Genomic DNA, 21545 nt, shown 5'->3' on the forward strand with positions numbered 1-21545 from the left:
ATGTTTTTTGCCAATCCGATGTACTTATGGGCATTACTGGGACTCACCGTTCCTGTAGCCATTCATCTATGGAGCAAAGACGAGGGCAGAACCATCAAAATAGGGAGCATTGCCAACCTCAAAGAATCTGAAAACGCGCAAACGAGAACCCTGCAGCTCAATGAATGGCTGTTGCTGCTGTTGCGAATGCTGGCGATCGCTTTGTTAGTGTTTATTTTGGCCGAACCTTTCGCTAAAACGAAAAGCAAAAATCAGGATTTGGTATATCTGGTTGAACCGGAATTATTAAAGATTGACACGTTCAAAAGTTCCATAGACAGTCTGGCGGAAAGCAAAATGGTAAAGTTACTTCAAGAAGATTTTCCGGAATATAATGCAGCCGATTCGGTGAAAACCGCTGCGACCAACTATTGGCAACTGGTACAGGATTTTGAGAAATTAAAAGCCGATAGTCTGGTAGTGTATTCGCAAACGCTTCTCAGCAGATTCAAAGGAAAACGCCCGGAAATTACCGAAAATGTAAATTGGGTAACCATTGATTCCGCTCAAACCACAGCAGGGGTTGTAGCCTTGACCCAATTACAAGATTCGATAGAAGTGCTTGAGGTAAAAAGCACGAAGCAACAGCTACGCTTTAAAAAGTCTGTTCGTGAAGCTGCAGCTGTACAAAACCTGGACACGGATCTCGAGATTCAAGCGGTAGACAGGCTTCAGGTTTACGCATTCGCGGAAGACAGCCTGCAAACCGACCTCAAATTCCTAAAAACCGGTTTTGAAGCTTTATCTACGTATTTAAATCGTCCAATCGCGATCACCGATAGTGCTCCGAATGAAATACCGCAGGAAGGAATTTTGATTTGGCTCAGCCCAAGCGACACGCCTGAGTTTTCAGGGACCCTACTCGATTATCAGCCGGATGCGTTCGCTTCTGATTTGATTGTAAAAAACAGCGCCCATTTTTCAATGACCCAAAACCTTACCCGAAAAAATGTAGTCGAACAACATCTTGCAGAACACTTGCTGCCATTGTTAAACCTACATCCCGAACTGGATGAAATGGTTCAAAAATACGACCGGCGCGTGCTGGCCGATGCATTTGCAACACCCTTGCGTACAGCAAAAGAGCAGGAACTAAATCAAGCTTCAAGCATCCCGCTGACGCACTGGTTTTGGCTAGCCTTGCTCATCACCCTGATTGTTGAACGTTTGTTATCCCGAATTCGAAAACAATGAGCAATACAGGAAAACATAGCGTCCTAAAATTCAAACAGCGTTGGCAAACCCAACTATGGTTGTTGGTGCTTTTATTGGCGTTGCTTCCGGCGGTGTTGTTGTTTATTTTGACCAAAGGCATCGTGGTGAGTATTGTGCTATTTATGGTCTTAGTACTCATCGGATTTTTGCTTTACAAACCTTTGGCGCTGGGGATTTCAAAAGTGCTTGCATATATCGATGCACGCATTCAGTATTCGGAATACAGCGCAGGACTGGTATTTCAACCTGCAGAAGAATTGAGCAGTTTAGGTCAGATTCAGCGGTACCGTACCGAGCAGAAATTGACAAACGAACTCAAAGCCTTAAAACCGCCTATCGATTTTAAAAGATTCGGTTTATTGCTTTTTGGAGTTCTGGTTGCTACTTTGATTTTGAGTTTTGTTTTAAATACAAATGACAGTCTTTTTGAGGAGGAAGCAATCCAACCGGAAAATGAAATGCTCATCCGCGCAGTAGATTCCGCGGAAGCGAAAAGAATTCCGCCTAAAATCATCAAACAAGCGGTCACTGTGCGTTATCCAGGATATACCGGCATTGCTGCACGCACAAGCGAGAAAATGGATATCAAAGCGCTTGAAGGTTCGCAAATCACTTGGATCTTGACGTTTGACCAGCCCGTCGATTCTGTTTTTATGGAAAGCCAATCGGCGCAGTATGCGATGAAAACCAACGCCAAAACCTATCAAAGAACCCAGCAATTAACAACCTCCGGGTTTTACAGTTTCCGCTTTGTCGATACCTTGGGTAATGCTTACGTTTCCGATTTGCACAGCATCGAGACATTGGTTGACGCGCCGCCACAGGTAGATATCTTGAATCTCGATCAGTTCACTTCCTTTGAGCCAGGAGACGAAAAAAACATTGCTTTTGACACTCAGATCATTGACGATTACGGTATTGGTGCTGCTTATATTGTGGCGACGGTGAGCCGCGGTTCGGGAGAATCGGTGAAGTTTCGGGAGGAGCAGATACCTTTTAATTCCGCTATCGCGAAAGGAAGCAAACAGCATTCGCTTTCGCAAAAGCTAAATCTGGATCAGCTCAAAATGGAGCCGGGTGACGAACTATATTTCTACGTGCACGCGCAGGATTTGAAAATACCAAAGCCCAATGTAGCGCGTAGCGAAACCTATTTTGCGGTGATCAAAGACACGACCGAATATGAGTATGTCGAAGCCGGAGGAATGGGCGTCGATCTGCTTCCGGATTATTTTAGAAGTCAGCGCCAACTCATCATCGATACCAAAAAACTGCTTAAAGACAAACCGAATTTAAGTGCCAAGGAATTCAATTCGACCAGCAACGAACTCGCTTTTGACCAGAAAAGTTTGCGTCTAAAATATGGCGAATTTATGGGCGATGAAGCCGAAGGTGGTCTTGCTGCACAAACCGAAGATCCCGGTGTGCTGAGCGAGGAAGAAGGTGACCCGCTTGCAGAATATTCGCATCGGCACGACAGTTCCAATGAGCATAATCTGGTGGACGAGGAGCACGAGCACGAAGGCGAAGAAACAGAGGAGGAAGATCCGCTGGAAAAATACGTACACAACCATAGCGATCCTGAAGAGTCGACGTTGTTTGCAAAATCCTTAAAGCAGAAGTTGCGCGCGGCGCTCAACATAATGTGGGATGCAGAATTGCACCTGAGAATGTTTGAGCCCGAAAAATCCCTGCTGTATCAAAATGAGGCACTTGAACTCATTCAGGAAATCAAGAACAGTTCACGTATTTATGTGCATCGCATTGGTTTTGATCCGCCGCCCATCAAGGAAGATAAACGTCTGACCGGCGAGCTGAAAGAAGTTGCAAGCACCACAAAACAGGAGGATATGGAGCAAGCCGCCCGTTTTGAAGCGATTCAAAAAGCCATTTCAAGAATAGAAGAATTGATTGCGCTTCAAGTGAAATTAACTCCGGAAGATCAGCAATTGTTTAAAGAAGCAGGTAACCAACTCGCAAGCTTAGCCATTGAGCAACCCGGGAATTATCTGGAATCCCTACAGCAACTCAATTGGATCTCGCAAAACCTGGATACCGATATCAAAACCTTCAAGGAATTACAAAATGGATTGCTCAAAGCCTTACCCGCCGAAGAAGTAAAACCCATAACCCAAAATGCCAAATTTTCTAAACTGGATGCCGTGCTGGTAAAAAATCTGGATGCCGATGAGTGAGTTTACCTTTGTACATAGCGCCTATTGGATTCCAGGATTGATTGCTGCGGTAATACTATTGGCTGTTTTTGTAGTGAAAGAATGGCCGCGGAAAAGCGGGAATTTATTGTTGCGTCTGGTAGCAGGATTTGTAGCCGTTTTGGCATTGCTGGCCATTGCTTTAAAACCGGCACGCTTGACCTCAGTGGATGGAAAGCAAGGGGTTTTGCTGACTACAGGATATCAGGAAGTACAACTGGATAGTTTGCGGGAAACAAATCCGGAGTTAAAAGAGTTGGTGTATCAAGACTATATTGATCGCGACGAATTGGATTCGATTTCACAACTTTTTATTCTGGGAAGTGGGGTCAAACCTTATGATTTGTGGCAGTTAGAAGGAAGAACTGTAAAGCTTCTAGAAACGGAATCACTTGATGGAATCGATAAACTCAGCTATTCAAAAAAACTTGCAGAAGTAGAAGAACTAAACATTACGGCCCATTACTCAAAACCAAAACGCGGAAATCAAATCGTATTGCAAGCCCCGGGAAATTTAGGGTTAGATTCGATTAAATTTACGTCTAAAGCAGATACGGTTTTTTCGCTTCAAGCGACAGTAAAAGCCCCGGGAGATTTTGTGTATACTGTAGCGGAGAAGGATTCGCTGGGAACTCTGGTGAACAATCAACCTTTACCAGTACACATAAGCCCGGAAAAGCAATTGAACGTTGTGATGCTTTCGGCATTTCCGTCTTTTGAGTTCAAGTACTTAAAGAATTATCTGGCAGAGTTGAACCATCAGGTTTTGGTGCGCAGTCAGTTGACGCAAGGCCGGTTCAAGTATGAATATTTCAATCAAGAGCGGAAGTCTTTTAATGCGTTGGCTACTTCCGGTTTGAAGGATTTAGATTTACTAATTCTCGATGCGGGAGCCTGGCAATCCCTTTCCCGAAACGAACAAAACAGTATCAAAGAAGCAGTAACGCAGGAAGGACTGGGCGTGTTTGTGATGCCTAGTGAAGACCTGTTTAATGGCAGTCAGCCCTTGATCGATTTTAAGTTCACCCGAACCGCACAGACGGAAGTTGAGCTACAAGACGGCACAGCAGTTTCAACCTTTGGCTACTATTTAAATACTGTAACCAATTTTAATGCGACGCTAAAGTCGGGAAATCAAATTTTGGCCGGACAACGATTCTTAGGATTTGGAAGCGTAAGCACCACCGTATTGTCGAATACCTATGCCTTGCAATTAAAAGGAAATCAGGAGCGGTATAACAGGTTATGGAGTGCACTATTAACCTCGGTACTCAAACCGGAAAGCGATGTGGTCTTCTGGGAAGAACGGGGAGGAATAGGTACACCTAACGAACCCTACACCATAAAATTTCGCACTGCGGTTTCTGAATTCACCCTAACTGATACCGACGGGAATTCCATTCCTGCTGCACAACATCCCAACATCCCAGAGTTGTGGTCTGCTACTTTTTATCCGGAAGAAACAGGTTGGTTTACCCTAAGCTTTACCACAGGAGAAACGGTTTCAGAACACGCGTATTATGTGTTTGCAGAAGAAGATTGGCAAACCATAAAAACCAGCGCACGGGCAAAAGCCAATAGGGATTTTTTCAACAACGCAGATACCGACCTAAAGGAGCTTTTAGTAAAACGCCCAATCAATCCGTTATACTTCTTTGTGATGTTTGTTTTAGCGATGGGCTATTTATGGCTGGAGCCCAAGCTGGGAAGCTAAACCCTACTATTATTTCTTAAAATTTCACCTACTGTGGACCAAATTTTAGAAAGCCTTAGCATATGATGCTAAAGTACTTTTAATCTTTTGCAGATAACCTGCAATGCATTGTACATTAGAAGTATAAAGAAAAACAAATGAAGACTTTAGTAAGCATAATAGGAATAATAACCATGGGATTTAGCGTAGCGATGAACGCTCCAGAAGACTCAAGCCCAAATATAAAAGATACACAAGAACTTATTTTTGACGGATATGAAGGAGAATATTATTTCTTTTCAGATGCATCACATCAAGCCGTGGTTCTTGAAAGTGATTCTGAGCTAACGAAGAATCTAAAAAATAATGATGCGGTAGGGGAGCAATTTGAGGTGGCTTACGAACCCAAAACGCAAACAGAGACATCTTCAAGTCAAGGAACCATAGCGGCTATTAAAAAAATTAAATAAACTATTTTGATTCCCCCCCCAACTAGAAAGTCCGGAATACTATTCCGGACTTTTTTATGGATGACTTCCAACGAGAGCGTGTCCCGTAGCAGTTTACAATGTACTATTTAGGAGGAAATGCTTATTTGATTTCGGTGATGAAATCTTCTTTAGGGGTTCGCACTTTTTTCATATTCACTAACCAATCATTATCAGCATCGCGATAGCCCAATGTAAGCAACAAGGTACTTTTATACCCAGAACCTTCTAAGGCTAATAATTTATCTACTTCTTCAGGAACAAAACCTTCCATAGGCGTTGCATCAACTTTTTGTTCTGCAGCAGCAGCAATGGCCATAGCAAAAGAGATATAACTTTGTTTAGCAGCGTGATCGGCTTGCCAGGCTTTGCCTAATGGTTCGTACAAACTCATAATGTTTTGCTTGTAATCATCCATAGTTTCGTGCGGTAAGCCGCGCTGATCCATCGTATAATTAAATACAGCGCTCACACGCTCATTGGTATACCCATCCCACGCAGCAAAAACCAATAAATGCGAGCAATCGGTAACCTGGCTTTGATTCCAGGCCACATTCTTAATTTTTTCAAGTAATTCCTTATTGGAGATCACAAATACTTTATACGGCTGTAATCCCGAAGAAGAAGGTGCCAGGCGGGCAGCTTCTAAAATATAATCCAGTTTTTCCTGAGGTACTTCAGCACCATTCATACTTTTGGCTGCGTAGCGCCATTTTAGATCATCTAATAAACTCATATGCTAATATAATTTTTAAGCAAAATTAGCCAAGCATGGTTACATAAAGTAACTTTGTAACAAAATAGCTAGTAACATTAGAGTAACCGGGTTATGTGTGAAGCAGATTTAAATTGTAAGGAGAAAATAAGAGCCATTCACGATACTATGGATGTGCTGAGCGGCAAATGGAAAGTTTCGATCATCGCCTGTCTGTGTTTTCAGGGGATGCGATTCTCTGAATTGCTTCGGGAGGTCGAAGGTATTTCAGGCCGTATGCTCAGCAGAGAGCTCAAAGATCTCGAGATGAATAAGTTGATCGAGCGAACGGTGGTAGATACCAAGCCGGTAAGCGTGTTTTATAAGATCACGCCTTATGGTGCTTCGTTAAAAGAATTAACCGATGTTATTGCCGAATGGGGCATCAAGCATCGCGCCGTGATCACCGAAGATTTTAACAAAGTCAGCGTATGAACGAGATCGAAAGCAAACTGAAACAAAAAGACGTGCGGCCTACAGCCATGCGTATGTTGATCTATAAGTTTATGGCCGAAAAGGAGGCGGCTCAAGCTTTGACCGATGTCGAACTGGCGTTTACTAAAGCAGATCGTACCACGGTGTATCGCACCCTAAAGACCTTTGAAGAAAAAGGGATCGTACATCAGATAGACGACGGTACCGGCGTGCTTAAATATGCGCTTTGCGAACCCGGATGCCGTTGCGATATCGATCGGGATTTGCATCTGCATTTCCACTGCAATTCCTGTGACAAAACCATATGCCTTACCGAGCATAAAATACCTCACATCAATTTACCACAAGGCTTTATTGCCGAAGATGCCAATCTGGTGGTTAAAGGCATTTGTGATGCCTGTAGCAGTTATTAAATGCACTTCTGTTGCACGTTGCTTTTATAGAACTTGCAACTATGAAAGAGCATAAACATCCTCATACGCATATAGCTGATGACGCGTGCTGCGCCAAACACAGCAAAGCACCCGCTACAGAACATCAGCATCACCATACGTTGGATTTTAAAACCTACGCGCCCGGATTGTTCAGTTTTTTGATGCTGGCTTCAGGAATGCTGCTAGACCATTTTGAAGCTTCCTTTTTCAAAGAAAGCTTCCGCTTGATTTGGTATATCGTGGCCTATATTCCGGTAGGGATCCCGGTGCTTAAAGACAGTTGGGAAAGCATTAAGAAGGGAGCGGTATTTACAGAATTTCTTTTGATGAGCATCGCAACGCTGGGCGCTTTTATTTTGGGCGAATATCCCGAAGGGGTTACGGTAATGTTGTTTTATGCCGTGGGCGAACTCTTTCAGCATGCTGCGGTGGATAAGGCCAAAAGCAACATCAAGGCACTGTTAGATGTACGGCCCAACGAAGCCCTGGTGTATCGCAATGCAAAGTTCACTCCGGTTGCTCCAGATGCTGTTGAAGTAGGGGAGCGGGTTCAGGTGCGGAAAGGTGAAAAAATACCTTTAGATGGAATCTTATTAAGTGCAAAAGCTTCATTGAATACGGCTGCCTTAACCGGAGAAAGTAAACCCGATACCATTACCCAAGGCGAAGCGGTTTACGCCGGAAGCATCAATAGGGATGAAGTGATCGAGCTGCAAACCACTGCGGTTTTTAAAGAAAGTGCGATCGCACGTATTCTGGAGTTAGTTCAAAATGCCACTTCGCGAAAGTCTAAAACCGAATTATTCATCCGAAAATTCGCTAAAGTTTACACACCTCTGGTGGCTTTTTTGGCCTTAGCCTTGACCTTTTTACCCTACTTCTTTGTTGCCGATTATGTCTTTAAAGAATGGTTATACCGCGCCCTGATCTTCCTCGTGATCTCGTGTCCCTGTGCTTTGGTGATCTCTATTCCTTTGGGATATTTTGGTGGTTTGGGTGCTGCTTCCCGCAACGGGATTCTATTCAAAGGTGCTTCTTTTCTGGATGCTATGACCAAAATAAAGATCCTGGTCACCGATAAAACAGGAACCCTTACCCAAGGGGTGTTCCGTATAAAAACCATCGAAGTGCATAACGGATGGGACGAAACCCGGTTTATGGCTTATGTTAAAGCTATTGAAGCCCAATCGACCCACCCCATCGCCAAAGCGATTCAGGAGTACGATGTCGAGTTAGAAGATCTGGAGGTGAAGAACGTTGAGGAGCACAGCGGACAGGGACTGAAAGCAACCATTAATGGAAAAACGGTGCTTGCCGGAAATGCCGAGTTGCTGAACAACCATAATATCGAGGTTCCGCAAAGCCTCGATGCTATTGCGGAAACCTTGGTGCTCGTCGCCATTGAGGACCAATTTGCCGGTTATATCGTGGTTGCCGATGCGCTGAAGGCAGATGCTAAAACAGCGATTCAAAAACTGAAAGAAGCAGGAGTGCAACAAACCGTGATGCTCTCGGGCGATAAGGACAGCATAACCCAACAAATAGCGCAAAGCCTGGGGATCACGTGGGCAAAAGGCGGACTTTTACCGGAAGAGAAACTGCGTGAGGTGGAGGAATTACAGGCGCAAGGGAGTACCAAAGTAGCCTTTGTAGGCGACGGTATCAATGATGCGCCGGTCCTGGCAACGGCAGATGTCGGCATCGCTATGGGCGGTTTAGGAAGCGACGTGGCCATCGAAACTGCAGATGTGATCATTCAAAACGACGAACCTTCAAAAGTGGCGCAAGCCATGCAGATCGGAAGGTCTACCCGTAAGATCGTTTGGCAGAATATAGCTCTGGCATTTGGTGTAAAAGCAGCGGTTTTAATTCTGGGAGCCGGCGGACTTGCCACTATGTGGGAAGCGGTGTTTGCCGATGTGGGCGTAGCATTTCTCGCGATTCTTAATGCGATCCGCCTACAAAATATGAAATGGAACTAGCTTAAGGCTGAAGGTCGATCTTGTAATCGGTGATCTTCAGTTTTAAGATGCCGGTTTTGGTATCCATATTCCGCATGGTTTTGCGGTCTATTTTTGTGTCACTTCCCATAAAATTCAGTGGGATTTTAAGCTTTTCGATAGCAAAGGCAACTTCTACATAACTGGGCAACACCGTCGATGCTCGATCGTATTCCATTTTGAGTTTATAGGTACCGTTCTTTTTGGTAGTGATCTCGGAGGCAGTGATGCGTTGCTGTTCTGTATCCAGAAACAAGGTTGCCAGCGCCATATCTGAGTCTTCACCGGTAGGAATCACATTGAGCACTTTTACTGGGGTTCCGTCAAGTGTTTGCATCCCGCGATCTACGGTGATAAACGGATGTTCAAACAATTCAGAAAGTGTAAAATCAAGACCGCGTTTGGGTAAGATCACAAAGTCATCACTAGAGAATTTGAGGTCTTTCCCACGCTGATATTCCATCGTAGCGCGTTTAGTGGGCATATTGATAAACGGCGCGTCGAGATCTAGTTGAAGCTTTGCCGAAAAGGTATTCACAGCGTCCATCTTTGCTTTTATAGCGAGTAAATCGGCATCAATTTCCTGAGCATTGCAGTTCAAACCGAACAGTAAAAAAGCGATTAAATATAAGGGTTTTATCATCCTACATCTTGTTTAGTAAACAGGTACATTCCGCCAAGGGCGACTAAAAAAGTATACACAGTCAACGCGATATTATCGATTAGAATCTCCTGTAATTGCAATTCGTAATCAAAAAAGCGCTGCCAAGAATTGGTAAGTTTAGCAAAGAAAAAACGTTCCATACTACCTAAACCGAAATCGGCTTTTAAAAGCAGCGAACTCAAAATAAGAAAGAAGGCTGAGGCGATCCAGGTTTTTGCAGGTTCTTTCAACAGTATCCCAAGCGTAACACTAACCGTCGTAAAAAAAAGCATACTCAAAGTTCCCGAAGCGAAGGCCATCAGGATGCGTTTAAATGCTTCTTCCGCAGGAAAAAAATTGAGCGTTCCCAAATACACCACCAGATCACCGCTACCAAAAATACCATAGGCGAGGACAAAGGTACTCGCCATTAGCAAAAGCAACATCAACAATGTGAAAATCGCTGAGGTAAGATATTTGGCCAGCATTAATTTACGCTTGCTTACGGCCTGAAGCATCAGCGTTTTTAATGTGCCGTTTTTATATTCTTCGGTGATGAGGGCCGAGCTGACGATCATTAAGATGAGTGGTAGATTAAACCACAGCGAGTTAAGAATGATGTAGAGCAGCAAGTTTCCGTTTAAAAGTGTTCCTTCAAAATAGAAGGATTGCCGCAGATTGTCGAGTAATAATTCTAAGATCGTTGCCCCTTGAAAGTAGGCGGCGATAAGAATGATAAACTCGATAAGCAAGACCGCAGCGACCGCATACCAGGTTTTACTTTCTCTAAAAAGCTTAAATAATTCAGCTTTTAATAAGGGAATCATCATGCGTTAAGCGGAATTATAAGTTGTTCTAAGGAAATGTTGGGAACACATGAATGTACCTCATATCCTTCTTCTAAAGTGCTTCGGAGTACGGCTGAAATTGGAACGTGTTCACAATTGATGGTCATCGTGTTTGTCTCGGCGTGCAGCACATAGGGTTGAAGACTTTGAGCTTTTTCAATAGCAGTTCCTGTGAGTGTATATACCGATATAAGCGCGTTGAGCAGGGTTTGCGTAGGACCTTCATTAACGATTTTACCTTGATCGATCACATACAGATAATCGCAGGACTTTTGAAGCTCGGCCATGAGATGCGACGAAACCAAGATTGCGATATTTTGTTGCGCAAGTGTTTTGATCAATTGTATAAGCGAAGCCACTCCCGAAGGATCCAGACCTGAAAAAGGTTCGTCAAGAATCAGAATATCCGGTGCATTCAGCAACGCGATCGCAATAGCCAGACGCTGCTTCATCCCCATCGAAAAGTTGCGCACAGGATCTTTACGATCTAGTGGAAGTCCCACTTGAGTTAAATAATTTTCCAGCGAAGTGCGATCTGCCGGAGCAGCTTGAATTTGAGCAAAAAGTTTGAGGTTTTCGTAAGCGTTGAGGTAGGTGTAGAGTCCGGGTTCTTCGATCACCGCCCCAATGGGTTTAGCTTGTTTTGAAGCAATATGCACCTCACCAGAATCTGGCGTAACTAACCCACAGAGTATTTTAAACAGGGTGGTTTTTCCTGCACCGTTGCGACCTAAGAGTCCGCTGATTTTTCCGGGTTCAAGAGCGATCGAAACCGCATCGAGCACCTTTCCTGATTTATAGGATTTGCTCAGCTTGATCGCATTTAGCATTCCGTTGTGATTTTTTGTGCGTTTCTAAATTCAAATTTTGGTTCGTAATATTTCTCTAAAAAGGTACGGGACCAAAAGTATTTTTTAAAAGGAAACAACGGATCCTGAATCATAAACTGCGGGATAAAGTGATACCATTTTATACCCGCTTGCGCATAATGCTGTTTGATCTCCGTTTCCATTCCTAATTCTTTAGCAGCAGCGTATAACGCCATGCGCTGGCATTTACTGCCTTTGTAATGTTCTGCGATTTTAGGCGTAAACCCGTGCTGAAACAAGTGATCTTTGATGCGTTTGTAGTTTTGAAAACGCGACCAGACATCCATCGTCACCAGAAAAATATGAATGAAAGAAAACATCAGGCACCACAACCAGAACGCGATGATAAGTATTGTTTTTTCGGTGTAGGCTTCTACAAATTTAGTGTAGTAAAAAACCGTTTCCAGAATAAACAAAAACAACGCGCCATATAAGAGTTTGCTTACATTCCAATAGGAAACAAAGGTGCTGGGTTGTTTAGGTAAATCACTAAAGTGCATGAATAAACGGGCTGAGTGCTACAAGTATACGCATTTACAGGTTTTGATAACAAGAAAGGCTTAGGATTAACGGTATTTTTTAGGGATTAGTAGTGCACAGCGCAATTTTAGAGTATTCTTAAAAATATGGTCAGCGTGCGTACAATTTGATATAAATACTATAAAAGTAGTTTCAAAACTATTTTTGTAGTTTTAAATGAGTATCTTGTAGCCTCATCAATCAAAATATCTATGCGAACCTTTATTGTAAACTTCATTATGTTCATGTTCTGTTTTAATCTTTTTCCGCAAGCAGATACCAATTATAAGATCACGTATCAGCTTACTTACAAGCCGGATAGTACCGATCTGGCTCAATTGAAAACTGAAAATTTTCAGCTCTTTACAAATGCTAAAACCTCATATTTTCTTAGTAATGCTGTGGTCTCAAAAGATTCTACTCGAAGAAATTTTGGGATAGGAGATATAGGCAGTGATGCCTATAAACGTGCTGCAGCATCCTGGGAAACCAACTTTTCTTATAGGATTTATAAAAAGCCGCTAGAAGAGCTGGTTTATCACTGTGAAAAAATCGCAACTGATAATTTTTATTATGCTGAAGACGTACATTTTGATTGGCAGATAGGGCAGGAGACTAAAACTATTGAAGGCTTTAGCACGCAAAAGGCCACAACAAGCTTTGCAGGACGAGACTACACAGCTTGGTTTGCCGCAGCAATCCCGATCTCAGACGGACCGTATAAGTTTTACGGACTACCGGGATTGATCCTCGAAATTGAAAGTACAGACGGCGATTATAGGTTTACGATGATCGGAATTGAAAAGACATCCTTTTATCCGGTTGTAAACACACCTCCAAAATCGCTGCAAAAAGCCACTAAAAAGGAACTCTTAAGGCTGCAACAGGAGTATTATGATGACCCAATAGGCTTTTTAAATAATTGGGTAGGGAGCAACGGTGCTTCGGTACATATAGGTCTTGAAGGTAAAGCTAAACAAGACCACTATGCCAAATATGGGAAACAGTTAGCGCCCAAGATGAATAATTTTATAGAGATCTACTAGCTATGAAGTATAGCTACCTTTTAATATCCCTTTTGCTAAGTTTCAATGGGATCAGAGCTCAGCAACAAGCTGAGGTTGAATATGACTATAAAGCGGTCTATAGGCTTACGTTTCAGCAGGATTCAACCGATATTTCTTCGATAGCGGAGGAAACCGTTTTGTTATACCTCAACCCAAACCAATCCCGGTATTTGAGCTTGGGACAACAGACCAAAGATTCCCTTTTTGCCACGCTCGATCGAAATACTAAAAGTATGGCGCAGTTTAGTCGAATACGAGCGATGATCCCAAAAACGGCATTCAATTACATCATCTTTAAGTCTACCAAAAAACAGCAACTGCTGTATGCTGAAAAAATTGTAAAAGATAAATTTAAATATGTCGAAAATCTACCCTTACAATCTTGGGAGATTCAAACAGAGACTAAAGCGTATTTAGGGTATACGGTGCAACGTGCAACAACTACTTTTGCAGGTAGGAAATATACCGCTTGGTTTACTGCAGCGCTTCCCTTTAGTGACGGACCGTATAAGTTTGGCGGGCTACCCGGCCTCATCCTTGAAATTTATGACGCGCAAAAAAACTATCATTTCAGCCTTAAAGGTTTTGAAAAGCTTAAAGAACCGGTGCAGCCTAATATACGTTTGAACACCTATAAGCGTGTTACAAAAGCCGACTTTCTACAGATTAAGGAGCATTATGAACAAGACCCTTTGGACGCAATGGAGTCGGCTGGAATCAAACTCGATTTTTCTAATAGCAGCTTAAGCCGCGCACAGGCAAAACAGGATTTAAGAGCTTCTCATCAAAAAAAGAACAATGCTATTGAGCTTTTAAATAACTAATTCGTTAGTTTTAACTAAATATGTAGTAGATATGATTGATTTTAAACTTCTAGTTACCATATTAATAACTATGTTTTCTCTGAATACCTTCAGTCAAAACAAACTCAAAGGAAAACTGGAATATAAAGTCACGTATAACTTGAGCTTTCAGCTGGATTCTACAGATGCCAACTCCCGCAAGGCAGAATTGATGATTTTGTATCTGGGGGAGGATTTTTCCAAATACTTAAGTCGGGCAAAAACCATCGCCAACCCAATCGTGGTAGAAGGGAACTCTGCTCATACCTCTCGTAATGCACTGACCAATTTTCATTATGAGATCATCAAAGAACGAGATAAGGACAGTTTATTGTATCTGCTCAAGATTGATAAATCAGATGATCGTTTAGTTTATGCAGAATCTAAGCATCAATTTGATTGGCAAATAGAACAAGAGACCAAGACCATTGAAGGCTTCACTGTACAAAAAGCGATAACAAGCTTTACGGGTAGGGCGTATACTGCTTGGTTTACTACAGAAATCCCGATCTCAGACGGGCCGTATAAATTTAACGGTTTGCCGGGTTTGATCCTTGAGATCACCGATACGCAAGGCTATTGGGATTTTAAATTTGTGGGGCTTGAAAAACTCTCGCCAAAGATCACCTACCGACTCAACCTCAAACAATACGAGAAAACCACAAGACCGGCGCTAGAGAAGCTGTGGCATCGGTATAGACAAGATCCATTTACATTTGGAGGAGGCATACCTGATAATATTACCATAAGTCCGGAGGTTCATAAAAAGTATGTTGAAAGTTTTGCTAAAATGTTAGAGAAAGAAAATAATCCATTAGAACTAAAGCAATAAAGGATTTCCTATGTCAAATTTTAAATTCTTCTCGATTCTAACTTTTATACTGTTTGCTTTGAATAGTAGCTTCAGTCAAAACAAACTCAAAGGAAAACTGGAATATAAAGTTACCTATAAGCTGAGCTTTCAGCTGGATTCTACCGATGCCAATTCCCGCAAGGCGGAACTGATGATTCTTTACTTAGGTGAAGACTTTTCAAAATACCTAAGTCGGGCAAAAACCCTCGCCAACCCGATCGTGGTACAAGGGAATTCTGCACATACCTCGCGCAATGCGTTGCCCCATTTTCATTATGAGATCATTAAAGAACGAGAAAAGGACAGTTTGTTGTATCTGCTTAAAATCCCTAAAATGGAAGATCGCTTTGTCTATGCAGAATCCAAGCATCAATTTGATTGGCAAATAGCGCAAGAGACCAAGACAATTGAAGGCTTCTCCGCACAAAAGGCGACAACCACGTTTGCCGGTCGGGAGTATACTGCTTGGTTTACTACAGAAATCCCCATCTCAGACGGGCCATATAAGTTTAACGGATTACCCGGATTGATCCTTGAGATCACCGATACACAAGGCTATTGGGATTTTAAGTTTGTAGGGCTGGAAAAACTTTCGCCTAAGATCACCTACCGACTCAACCTCAAACAATATGAGAAAACCACCAGGCCGGCACTTGAAAAGCTTTGGCATCGCTACCGAAGCGATCCTATGGGCTATGCTAATAATCCTAATGTTGTTGGAACTCCTGAAGTAGATCAATTTTATCGAGACGCGTTTGCCGAGATGTTACGTAAAGAAAATAATCCTTTAGAACTAAAATAGGTTGAAGCATAGGTTTGGATTGATAGTGCTTATTTGGTGTTGGGTTTCGGTCCTTAATGCGCAAATGATCCTTACGGGCACCGTTAAAGACGAAGCGAATAAAAACCTAAGCGGGGCGACCCTTACCATCAGCAAAGATTCGGTTTCCTCGATTCTGGCCTATGCGATCTCTAAAAGCGATGGAAGCTTTAAAATACGTATCGATAATGCTCCGGAAAAACTCTTTATCAAAGCTTCGTATATAGGCCTTACCACCTTCAAAAAAATACTGGAGCGCAAATCTCAGGAGCTCGAGATCCAACTGCGTCCTTCTTCAGAAGAACTGAAAGAAGTGGTGGTCAAATCAGAAATCATTCAGCGGCGTGGCGATACGCTTAGTTTTTCAGTAGAAGCCTTTAAGGATAAAAACGATCGGGTCATTGCAGATGTTTTACGGAAGATGCCGGGGATTACGATCAAGCCGGGCGGACAAATCTATTATCAGGGTAAACCCATTCAAAAATATTATATCGAAGGGCTAGACCTATTGGAAGGGCGTTACAGCCTCGCCAATGAAAATCTTGCGGCAGACGATGTTTCTAAAGTAGAAATTTTGGAGAACCACCAACCTATAAGAGTATTAGACAGTCTGGAATTTTCTGAACGCGCCTCGCTCAATATCAAACTAAAAAACGACGTCACCCTAAGCGGAACCGCAAAGCTTGGTTTGGGCGCAACTCCGCTATTGTGGGAAGCCAATGTAACCCCGATGCTCTTTAATAAAAAACGCCAGTTTATTGCGAGTTATCAAAGCAACAACACCGGGAAAAATGTAGCCAATCAGGTACGGGATTTCAGCTTCAATCCAGGAGGTTCTACCTACGACATTGCCAAAACAGATTGGGTTTCCTTGCTCAATCCTGCAACGCCACCATTTTCTCAAGACCGCTGGCTCGACAATAATGTGCATTTGGCTTCGGCTAACGGAATTCAGCGATTGAAAAGTGATCTGGACCTCAAACTGAATCTTTCCTATCTCAACGATTACCAGCAACAACAAGGGAGCACACAGACTACCTTGTATACGCCGCAGGATACGGTTTCGATTTCCGAAGTACTAGACAACCGCCTGTTTATAAAGAATGTTCAAGGCAAGGCTACGCTGGAACAAAACACCAAAAAGAATTACCTCAAAAACCAATTGGAGTTTAATACCTATCGAAATACTGAGCGGGGAATGTTGCAACGCACGGATGCAGCGATTGCACAACACTTAAGCACTCCATTTTACGGATTTAAGAATAATTTTGACCTCTACAAAACCTTTGGAAAGCAATTGGTACGCTTCAGTTCGAATACCGGTTTTTCAGAATCTGATCAATTTTTACGGGTGCGGCCTGGGCAGTTTGAAGACTTTTTAAATGCAGGGAATCCGTATGCGGAAAGTCTGCAGAACATCACATCCAAAAAATTATATACCGACAATTCAGCAGGAATGACCAAAATGCTGGGCAAATTTACCACCACTTTAAAACTGGGCGTAGCGCTTCAGAAGGAGTCGTTAACAAGTGATTTGGTTCTGGATGATAGTGATACCCCATTAGGAAATGCTTTTCAAAATGATACCGATTTTAAAACTTCAGAAGTTTACCTCAAGCAAAGTTGGCGCTTTAAGAATACTTCAGAAACCTGGAACATCAGACTAGGCGTGCCGGTGGCTTTTAAAGCATTTGACTTAGAAGGAAGCAACGCGCAAGCGCTTGATGCCTTTGTGTTTGAACCTTCGGTATATATTCAGCACAAACTGGCGGCCAAATGGGAGCTTTCGATCTCAGGAAATCTGGATTATAACTTTGGCGGACTCGAGCGCTTGTACCCTGGATTTATTCTCACCAATTACCGAAACTTGCAACGCTATAACGCGCCTATTTTGGAGCAAGTGACACAGAATTATTCGACGTCTTTAAATTATAGAAACCCGATCAAACGACTCTTTGCCAAGGCTTCCTACAGCTATGGAAAAACTAAAAATAATTTGCTCTTTGGCAGTCAAATAGATCCTAACGGTACCAGCATTCTCGAAGCGGTGGTGCGGGATAATTATGCCAATAGCCACCGATTTAATGTTGAAGCTAGTAAATATTTGAGCCGACTTAATACTTCCCTCAAGCTGAATGCTTCGTATAGCATTTCAGAACGGGAGCAGTTGCTCAATGCAACTTTAGTCAAAAATGAGAATACCAATTTTAACCTGAATGGAAGTTTAGAATCTGAATTGAGTGCCTGGTTAAGTTTGACGTATTCCGGAAGCCTAATGTTTTACAATTCGAAGCTGAACAACTCAGAATTGCAGCAACTCAACACGCAGCAGCATAATGCTGAAGTGTTCTTTTATCCTTGGGAAAATCAATACTTCAGTTTGGGTGGCGAATACTTTAAAAACTCGCTTACCGAAGCCAATCGTAATTACTTTTTAAACCTGAGTTATCAATACACCTTTACCAAAAGGAAGATCGACTTGAAGCTCAGCTGGAATAATATGCTGAATACTGAAAATTTCATCAATGCGTCGAGCAGCGAATTTTACATCATCCAAACCCGTTATGTATTGCGGCCTTCTCAGGTTTTGGCAAGTGTTTCATTTAACTTTTAATCCACTTTGATCACTTGCGTTTGTGGGGAGATCCCATTTTCATTAAAGGCTTCGATCGAAAAGTAATAGGTCTGATCCCTGTCTAAACAACGCATAAAGAGTTCGTGCTCGTCATAAACCAACCACGACTGATATAGTTTATCAGGTGCAATACCCCAACGGATGTTATAGCCTTGTGCATTTTTGACAGTGTCCCAAGTAAGTTGCGCATCCCTGCGGTCGGTTTGTCGGTCTACTTCAAAGCCGTTTACCTTAGCCGGCTTTTTACCATAGCCTGTACCAAAAACGCGAATTTCAGAAAGCGCGAGATTGTTTCCGGGAACTTCAATATTCCTATAGCGCACATACTTAGCTTTTACCGGTTGATTGAGTACCAAATAGGCATTGGGCGTGTCTTTATAACTTTTAGAACGATCGATAACCGTTTGCCAGTTTGCACCATCTTCTGATGTTTCAATGATGAATCTATGTTTTAAGCCTTCCACACGCGTATAGATCCCGCTTTCGTGATCGTGAAAATTCAGCTGTAGTGCATATACGTTTCCGGGTTGAATCATTTTAATCGTTACCCATTGTTTAGCATCATTGGCTTCAGCAACCCAAAACGACTTCGGGTTTTCATCGGTCAATACTTCAGAAAGAATACTTCCGTCAGCATTGGTTTTTTGAGGCAATTCGGTGACTTCAAAAGCTCCATCAGTGATCGTGCTTTTGGTGATTTGCAATTGCGAGGACGAAACGGTCACCTTCCCTTTATACGATAATAACATCCAGCCGTTGTGTTCACCGGCTTTGGTAGGATGGCTCGGTGCAAAACGCGGATAATCCCCATAGCTGGTGTTGGAATACATGAGTCCGTCTTCATCAAAATACGTTGGAAACATACACAGGCGGCGCTCCCAATGCGAGTTAGAAGCCAACGCCATCGTCGCAAAATGCCAGTACTGCCCGTTGGTTTGCTTTACTGTGATCCCGTGGCCCGCTCCGTTGGTAAAGCCTCCGGGTTTAAAACTCATCGGGTTGTTGGGCATATATTCAAACGGACCTAGCGGCGTTTCGCCCACATAGACCCCGTCTCCATAGACATTGAATTGCGTTCCCGGTGCTGCGTATTGCAAATAATACTTACCCTCGTGTTTGGTCATGGAAGCGCCTTCCATATAGCCTTCTTTAAGTGTAGGGTGAAAGTTGTTTTCGCCAAAACGCTCCCAGCCGTGGGCTTCCTCATCCAGATTGATGAGGTCCTTTTTAACGCCGGTTTCCAGCATACGATCGTCTTTATCCAGCATTTTTACGCGAATAGGATGCACATTAGAAGAACCCCAGTACAAATAGGTCTTCCCGTCATCGTCGATAAACAATTCAGAATCCTGAATATTATTGCTTATAGAAGCTACCGGATTCCATAGGCCTTCCTTGGGATTATCGGTGTATAGAATGCTTCCATAGCCAGCAGGATCTCCGGCAAAATAAACCAGCGAATCCTTATAATTAAATGCGGTAGGGGCGTTGCTTCCCTCAAAAAACCACTGCTTGGGTTTAATGAATTCCCAATTAACCAGATCGGTAGAATGCCAATAGCCAAATGAGCGGGTGACAAACAGATAGTATTCCCCGCGGAATTGGATCACCGCAGGATCTGCACCCGAGCGGTACGAAATATTCTTACTCGAATTGTAAACCATATAGGTATAATCAAGATCTAAGGGATTGATATAGCTTTCAGGAATCACGGCTTGCGCCCAACTCGACGAAGTAAGGAGCGAGAGGAGTAGGATAGGAAGTAGCTGTAGTTTTTTCATAGGAGTGTTGATCTTGGTAAAAAGAACAGGGCTTAGGGAGCATAAGACCCATAGCGAAACAAGCCCGGGCTGCAACCCAAGTTTTAAGGTAAAGATAGCGTATATTCTTTGGAAGACGGGCGGAGAAGGGGAGTATGCAGGCTCCATACACCTATCAAACCCAAAGCAACACACCAAAAGTTGAGCTAACCTGCTTGCTGTTAAAGACCTAGGCTGTATTTTAGCTGAGCATAAAACAATAGCCTAGTTAAAAAGCATGGCCCTTTCAGCAAAAACCAACTATCATCTGAAACGGATTCTACCCATTGGGCTCATTTGGCTCTTTATTGGATGGGCTTTTTTATGGAGTGAATATGCCGTGCTGGGAGACGGAGCAAATACGCCCGAATCTGCCATACGCATCACCCCGCGCATTATCGTTTTTGCGAGCATCAGTGTGTTTGCCGTTGGCTGCCTGGTAGGATTTATCGAAGTGCGTTTGATCAATAAACTTTTCGCTAAAAAAAGCTTTCCGCAAAAGTTAGTCGGTAAGTTTCTGCTTTACGCCATCCTGATGTTTTGCATTATGTTGGTCTTCTTTATATTGGCTGCCGCAATTGAGCTACAGGAATCGATCTTCAGCAAAAACGTATTGGACCGCTATGTGCTGTTCTTTTTCAGCATCACCCATATCAGTACAGCAGTGCAGTTGCTCTTCTCTTTGATCGTATCCCTGCTGTATGCCGAGATCAGTGAAAATATAGGCCAACACGTATTGCTCAATTTTTTTACGGGGCATTATCATAAACCGAGGGTGGAGCACCGCATGTTTATGTTTGTCGATATGAAAGACTCTACCAGTATTGCAGAAAAGATCGGGCACAAGACCTACTTTAAATTGCTTAAGGACTATTACCAGAGTTTTTCGGAGGCCATCATCAGGAATTATGGCGAGGTCTACCAATATGTGGGAGACGAGATCGTGATCACCTGGAAGCTGCAGCGCGGACTCCAAAACAACAACGCGCTCCAATGTTTTTTTGAGATGAAAGCCGCATTGCAAAAACGACAACACCGCTTTAAGAAGGAATACGGCCTGCTTCCCGATTTTAAGGCCGCTTTGCATATCGGCCAGGTGACTACCGGGGAAATAGGAGCGTTAAAAAAGGATATCTTTTTTACCGGAGATGTACTCAATACCACAGCACGTATATTGAGTTTGTCTACCGAATTACAACAGGATTTTTTGATTTCCGAATGCCTTGCTAACCAACTTAAAGTCCCGGAAAATCTATGCTTAACCGACCTTGGCATTCAAAGCTTAAAAGGGAAAACCTTGCCGATTCGCATTTTTGCGATTAACAATAAAGAGCCGCTAACTTAGGCCTTAAAGCCACCCAACGCCCAGGCATCCCCCA

Annotated in this window: 19 protein-coding genes; 13 read left to right on the forward strand and 6 right to left on the reverse strand. The window is 43.0% G+C overall.

The window, feature by feature from the left end:
* The 4 genes from WA338_RS09180 to WA338_RS09195 all read left to right on the forward strand — a co-directional run bounded on the left by WA338_RS09180 (position 1) and on the right by WA338_RS09195 (position 5630).
* Entirely contained in the window at positions 1 to 1233 is a 1233-nt protein-coding gene (locus tag WA338_RS09180) for a BatA domain-containing protein (RefSeq protein ID WP_336093135.1), read from the forward strand.
* Entirely contained in the window at positions 1230 to 3449 is a 2220-nt protein-coding gene (locus WA338_RS09185; protein WP_336093137.1) for a tryptophan-rich sensory protein, read from the forward strand. Before WA338_RS09180 ends, WA338_RS09185 begins: the two co-directional genes overlap by 4 nt.
* The gene (locus tag WA338_RS09190) at positions 3442 to 5181 is read left to right on the forward strand and encodes a hypothetical protein (RefSeq protein ID WP_336093139.1); all 1740 of its coding nucleotides are present in this window, start codon (positions 3442 to 3444) and stop codon (positions 5179 to 5181) included. The genes WA338_RS09185 and WA338_RS09190 overlap by 8 nt, the downstream gene beginning before the upstream one ends.
* 137 nt (positions 5182 to 5318) lie before the next feature.
* A complete protein-coding gene (locus WA338_RS09195; RefSeq protein ID WP_272987497.1) occupies positions 5319 to 5630 on the forward strand; it encodes a hypothetical protein in 312 nt (103 codons plus the stop codon).
* Between the two features lie 121 nt (positions 5631 to 5751).
* On the opposite strand, the gene WA338_RS09200 is transcribed toward WA338_RS09195, so the two are convergent.
* Positions 5752 to 6384, reverse strand: coding sequence for a nitroreductase family protein (locus WA338_RS09200; protein ID WP_272987498.1), 633 nt, complete (start codon positions 6382 to 6384; stop codon positions 5752 to 5754).
* Between the two features lie 93 nt (positions 6385 to 6477).
* On the opposite strand from WA338_RS09200, the gene WA338_RS09205 reads away from it, so the two are divergent.
* Genes WA338_RS09205 through WA338_RS09215 form a run of 3 tightly spaced genes read left to right on the forward strand, consistent with a single transcriptional unit; the run spans position 6478 to position 9253 of the window.
* Positions 6478 to 6837 (forward strand): winged helix-turn-helix transcriptional regulator, encoded by a 360-nt coding sequence (locus WA338_RS09205; RefSeq protein ID WP_009779458.1) that lies wholly within the window; start codon positions 6478 to 6480, stop codon positions 6835 to 6837.
* Positions 6834 to 7250 carry a Fur family transcriptional regulator gene (locus WA338_RS09210; protein ID WP_009779459.1) on the forward strand — a complete coding sequence of 139 codons (417 nt, stop codon included), beginning with the start codon at positions 6834 to 6836 and terminating at the stop codon, positions 7248 to 7250. The genes WA338_RS09205 and WA338_RS09210 overlap by 4 nt, the downstream gene beginning before the upstream one ends.
* 41 nt (positions 7251 to 7291) lie before the next feature.
* The gene (locus tag WA338_RS09215) at positions 7292 to 9253 is read left to right on the forward strand and encodes a heavy metal translocating P-type ATPase (protein ID WP_009779460.1); all 1962 of its coding nucleotides are present in this window, start codon (positions 7292 to 7294) and stop codon (positions 9251 to 9253) included.
* 1 nt (position 9254) lies between these two features.
* Here the strand turns inward: WA338_RS09215 and WA338_RS09220 are convergent, their stop codons facing one another.
* Genes WA338_RS09220 through WA338_RS09235 form a run of 4 tightly spaced genes read right to left on the reverse strand, consistent with a single transcriptional unit; the run spans position 9255 to position 12131 of the window.
* Entirely contained in the window at positions 9255 to 9914 is a 660-nt protein-coding gene (locus tag WA338_RS09220; RefSeq protein WP_009779461.1) for a hypothetical protein, read from the reverse strand.
* Complete coding sequence (locus tag WA338_RS09225) at positions 9911 to 10744, reverse strand: ABC transporter permease (protein ID WP_009779462.1); 834 nt, start codon at positions 10742 to 10744, stop codon at positions 9911 to 9913. Before WA338_RS09225 ends, WA338_RS09220 begins: the two co-directional genes overlap by 4 nt.
* Positions 10741 to 11592, reverse strand: coding sequence for an ABC transporter ATP-binding protein (locus WA338_RS09230; RefSeq protein WP_336093146.1), 852 nt, complete (start codon positions 11590 to 11592; stop codon positions 10741 to 10743). The genes WA338_RS09225 and WA338_RS09230 overlap by 4 nt, the downstream gene beginning before the upstream one ends.
* Complete coding sequence (locus WA338_RS09235) at positions 11586 to 12131, reverse strand: hypothetical protein (protein WP_009779464.1); 546 nt, start codon at positions 12129 to 12131, stop codon at positions 11586 to 11588. The genes WA338_RS09230 and WA338_RS09235 overlap by 7 nt, the downstream gene beginning before the upstream one ends.
* A 231-nt stretch (positions 12132 to 12362) precedes the next feature.
* On the opposite strand from WA338_RS09235, the gene WA338_RS09240 reads away from it, so the two are divergent.
* The 5 genes from WA338_RS09240 (at position 12363) to WA338_RS09260 (ending at position 18346) form a co-directional block, all read left to right on the forward strand.
* Complete coding sequence (locus WA338_RS09240) at positions 12363 to 13196, forward strand: GLPGLI family protein (RefSeq protein WP_083777981.1); 834 nt, start codon at positions 12363 to 12365, stop codon at positions 13194 to 13196.
* Between the two features lie 2 nt (positions 13197 to 13198).
* On the forward strand, positions 13199 to 14041 hold the full coding sequence (locus WA338_RS09245) for a GLPGLI family protein (RefSeq protein WP_009779466.1): 843 nt from the start codon (positions 13199 to 13201) through the stop codon (positions 14039 to 14041).
* A 31-nt stretch (positions 14042 to 14072) separates the two neighbouring features.
* Positions 14073 to 14891 (forward strand): GLPGLI family protein, encoded by an 819-nt coding sequence (locus WA338_RS09250; protein WP_083777982.1) that lies wholly within the window; start codon positions 14073 to 14075, stop codon positions 14889 to 14891.
* Positions 14892 to 14901: 10 nt separating this feature from the next.
* Positions 14902 to 15714 carry a GLPGLI family protein gene (locus tag WA338_RS09255; protein ID WP_009779468.1) on the forward strand — a complete coding sequence of 271 codons (813 nt, stop codon included), beginning with the start codon at positions 14902 to 14904 and terminating at the stop codon, positions 15712 to 15714.
* 64 nt (positions 15715 to 15778) lie between these two features.
* Positions 15779 to 18346: a hypothetical protein gene (locus tag WA338_RS09260; RefSeq protein WP_154648912.1), complete on the forward strand. Its 2568-nt coding sequence runs from the start codon at positions 15779 to 15781 to the stop codon at positions 18344 to 18346.
* On the opposite strand, the gene WA338_RS09265 is transcribed toward WA338_RS09260, so the two are convergent.
* Positions 18343 to 20148: a family 43 glycosylhydrolase gene (locus WA338_RS09265; protein WP_009779470.1), complete on the reverse strand. Its 1806-nt coding sequence runs from the start codon at positions 20146 to 20148 to the stop codon at positions 18343 to 18345. The genes WA338_RS09260 and WA338_RS09265 overlap by 4 nt on opposite strands.
* A 256-nt stretch (positions 20149 to 20404) precedes the next feature.
* On the opposite strand from WA338_RS09265, the gene WA338_RS09270 reads away from it, so the two are divergent.
* Positions 20405 to 21511, forward strand: coding sequence for an adenylate/guanylate cyclase domain-containing protein (locus WA338_RS09270; protein ID WP_272987506.1), 1107 nt, complete (start codon positions 20405 to 20407; stop codon positions 21509 to 21511).
* The last annotated feature ends 34 nt before the right edge of the window (positions 21512 to 21545 follow it).

This window comes from Leeuwenhoekiella sp. CH_XMU1409-2 (assembly GCF_037029365.1).
Taxonomy (GTDB): domain Bacteria; phylum Bacteroidota; class Bacteroidia; order Flavobacteriales; family Flavobacteriaceae; genus Leeuwenhoekiella; species Leeuwenhoekiella blandensis.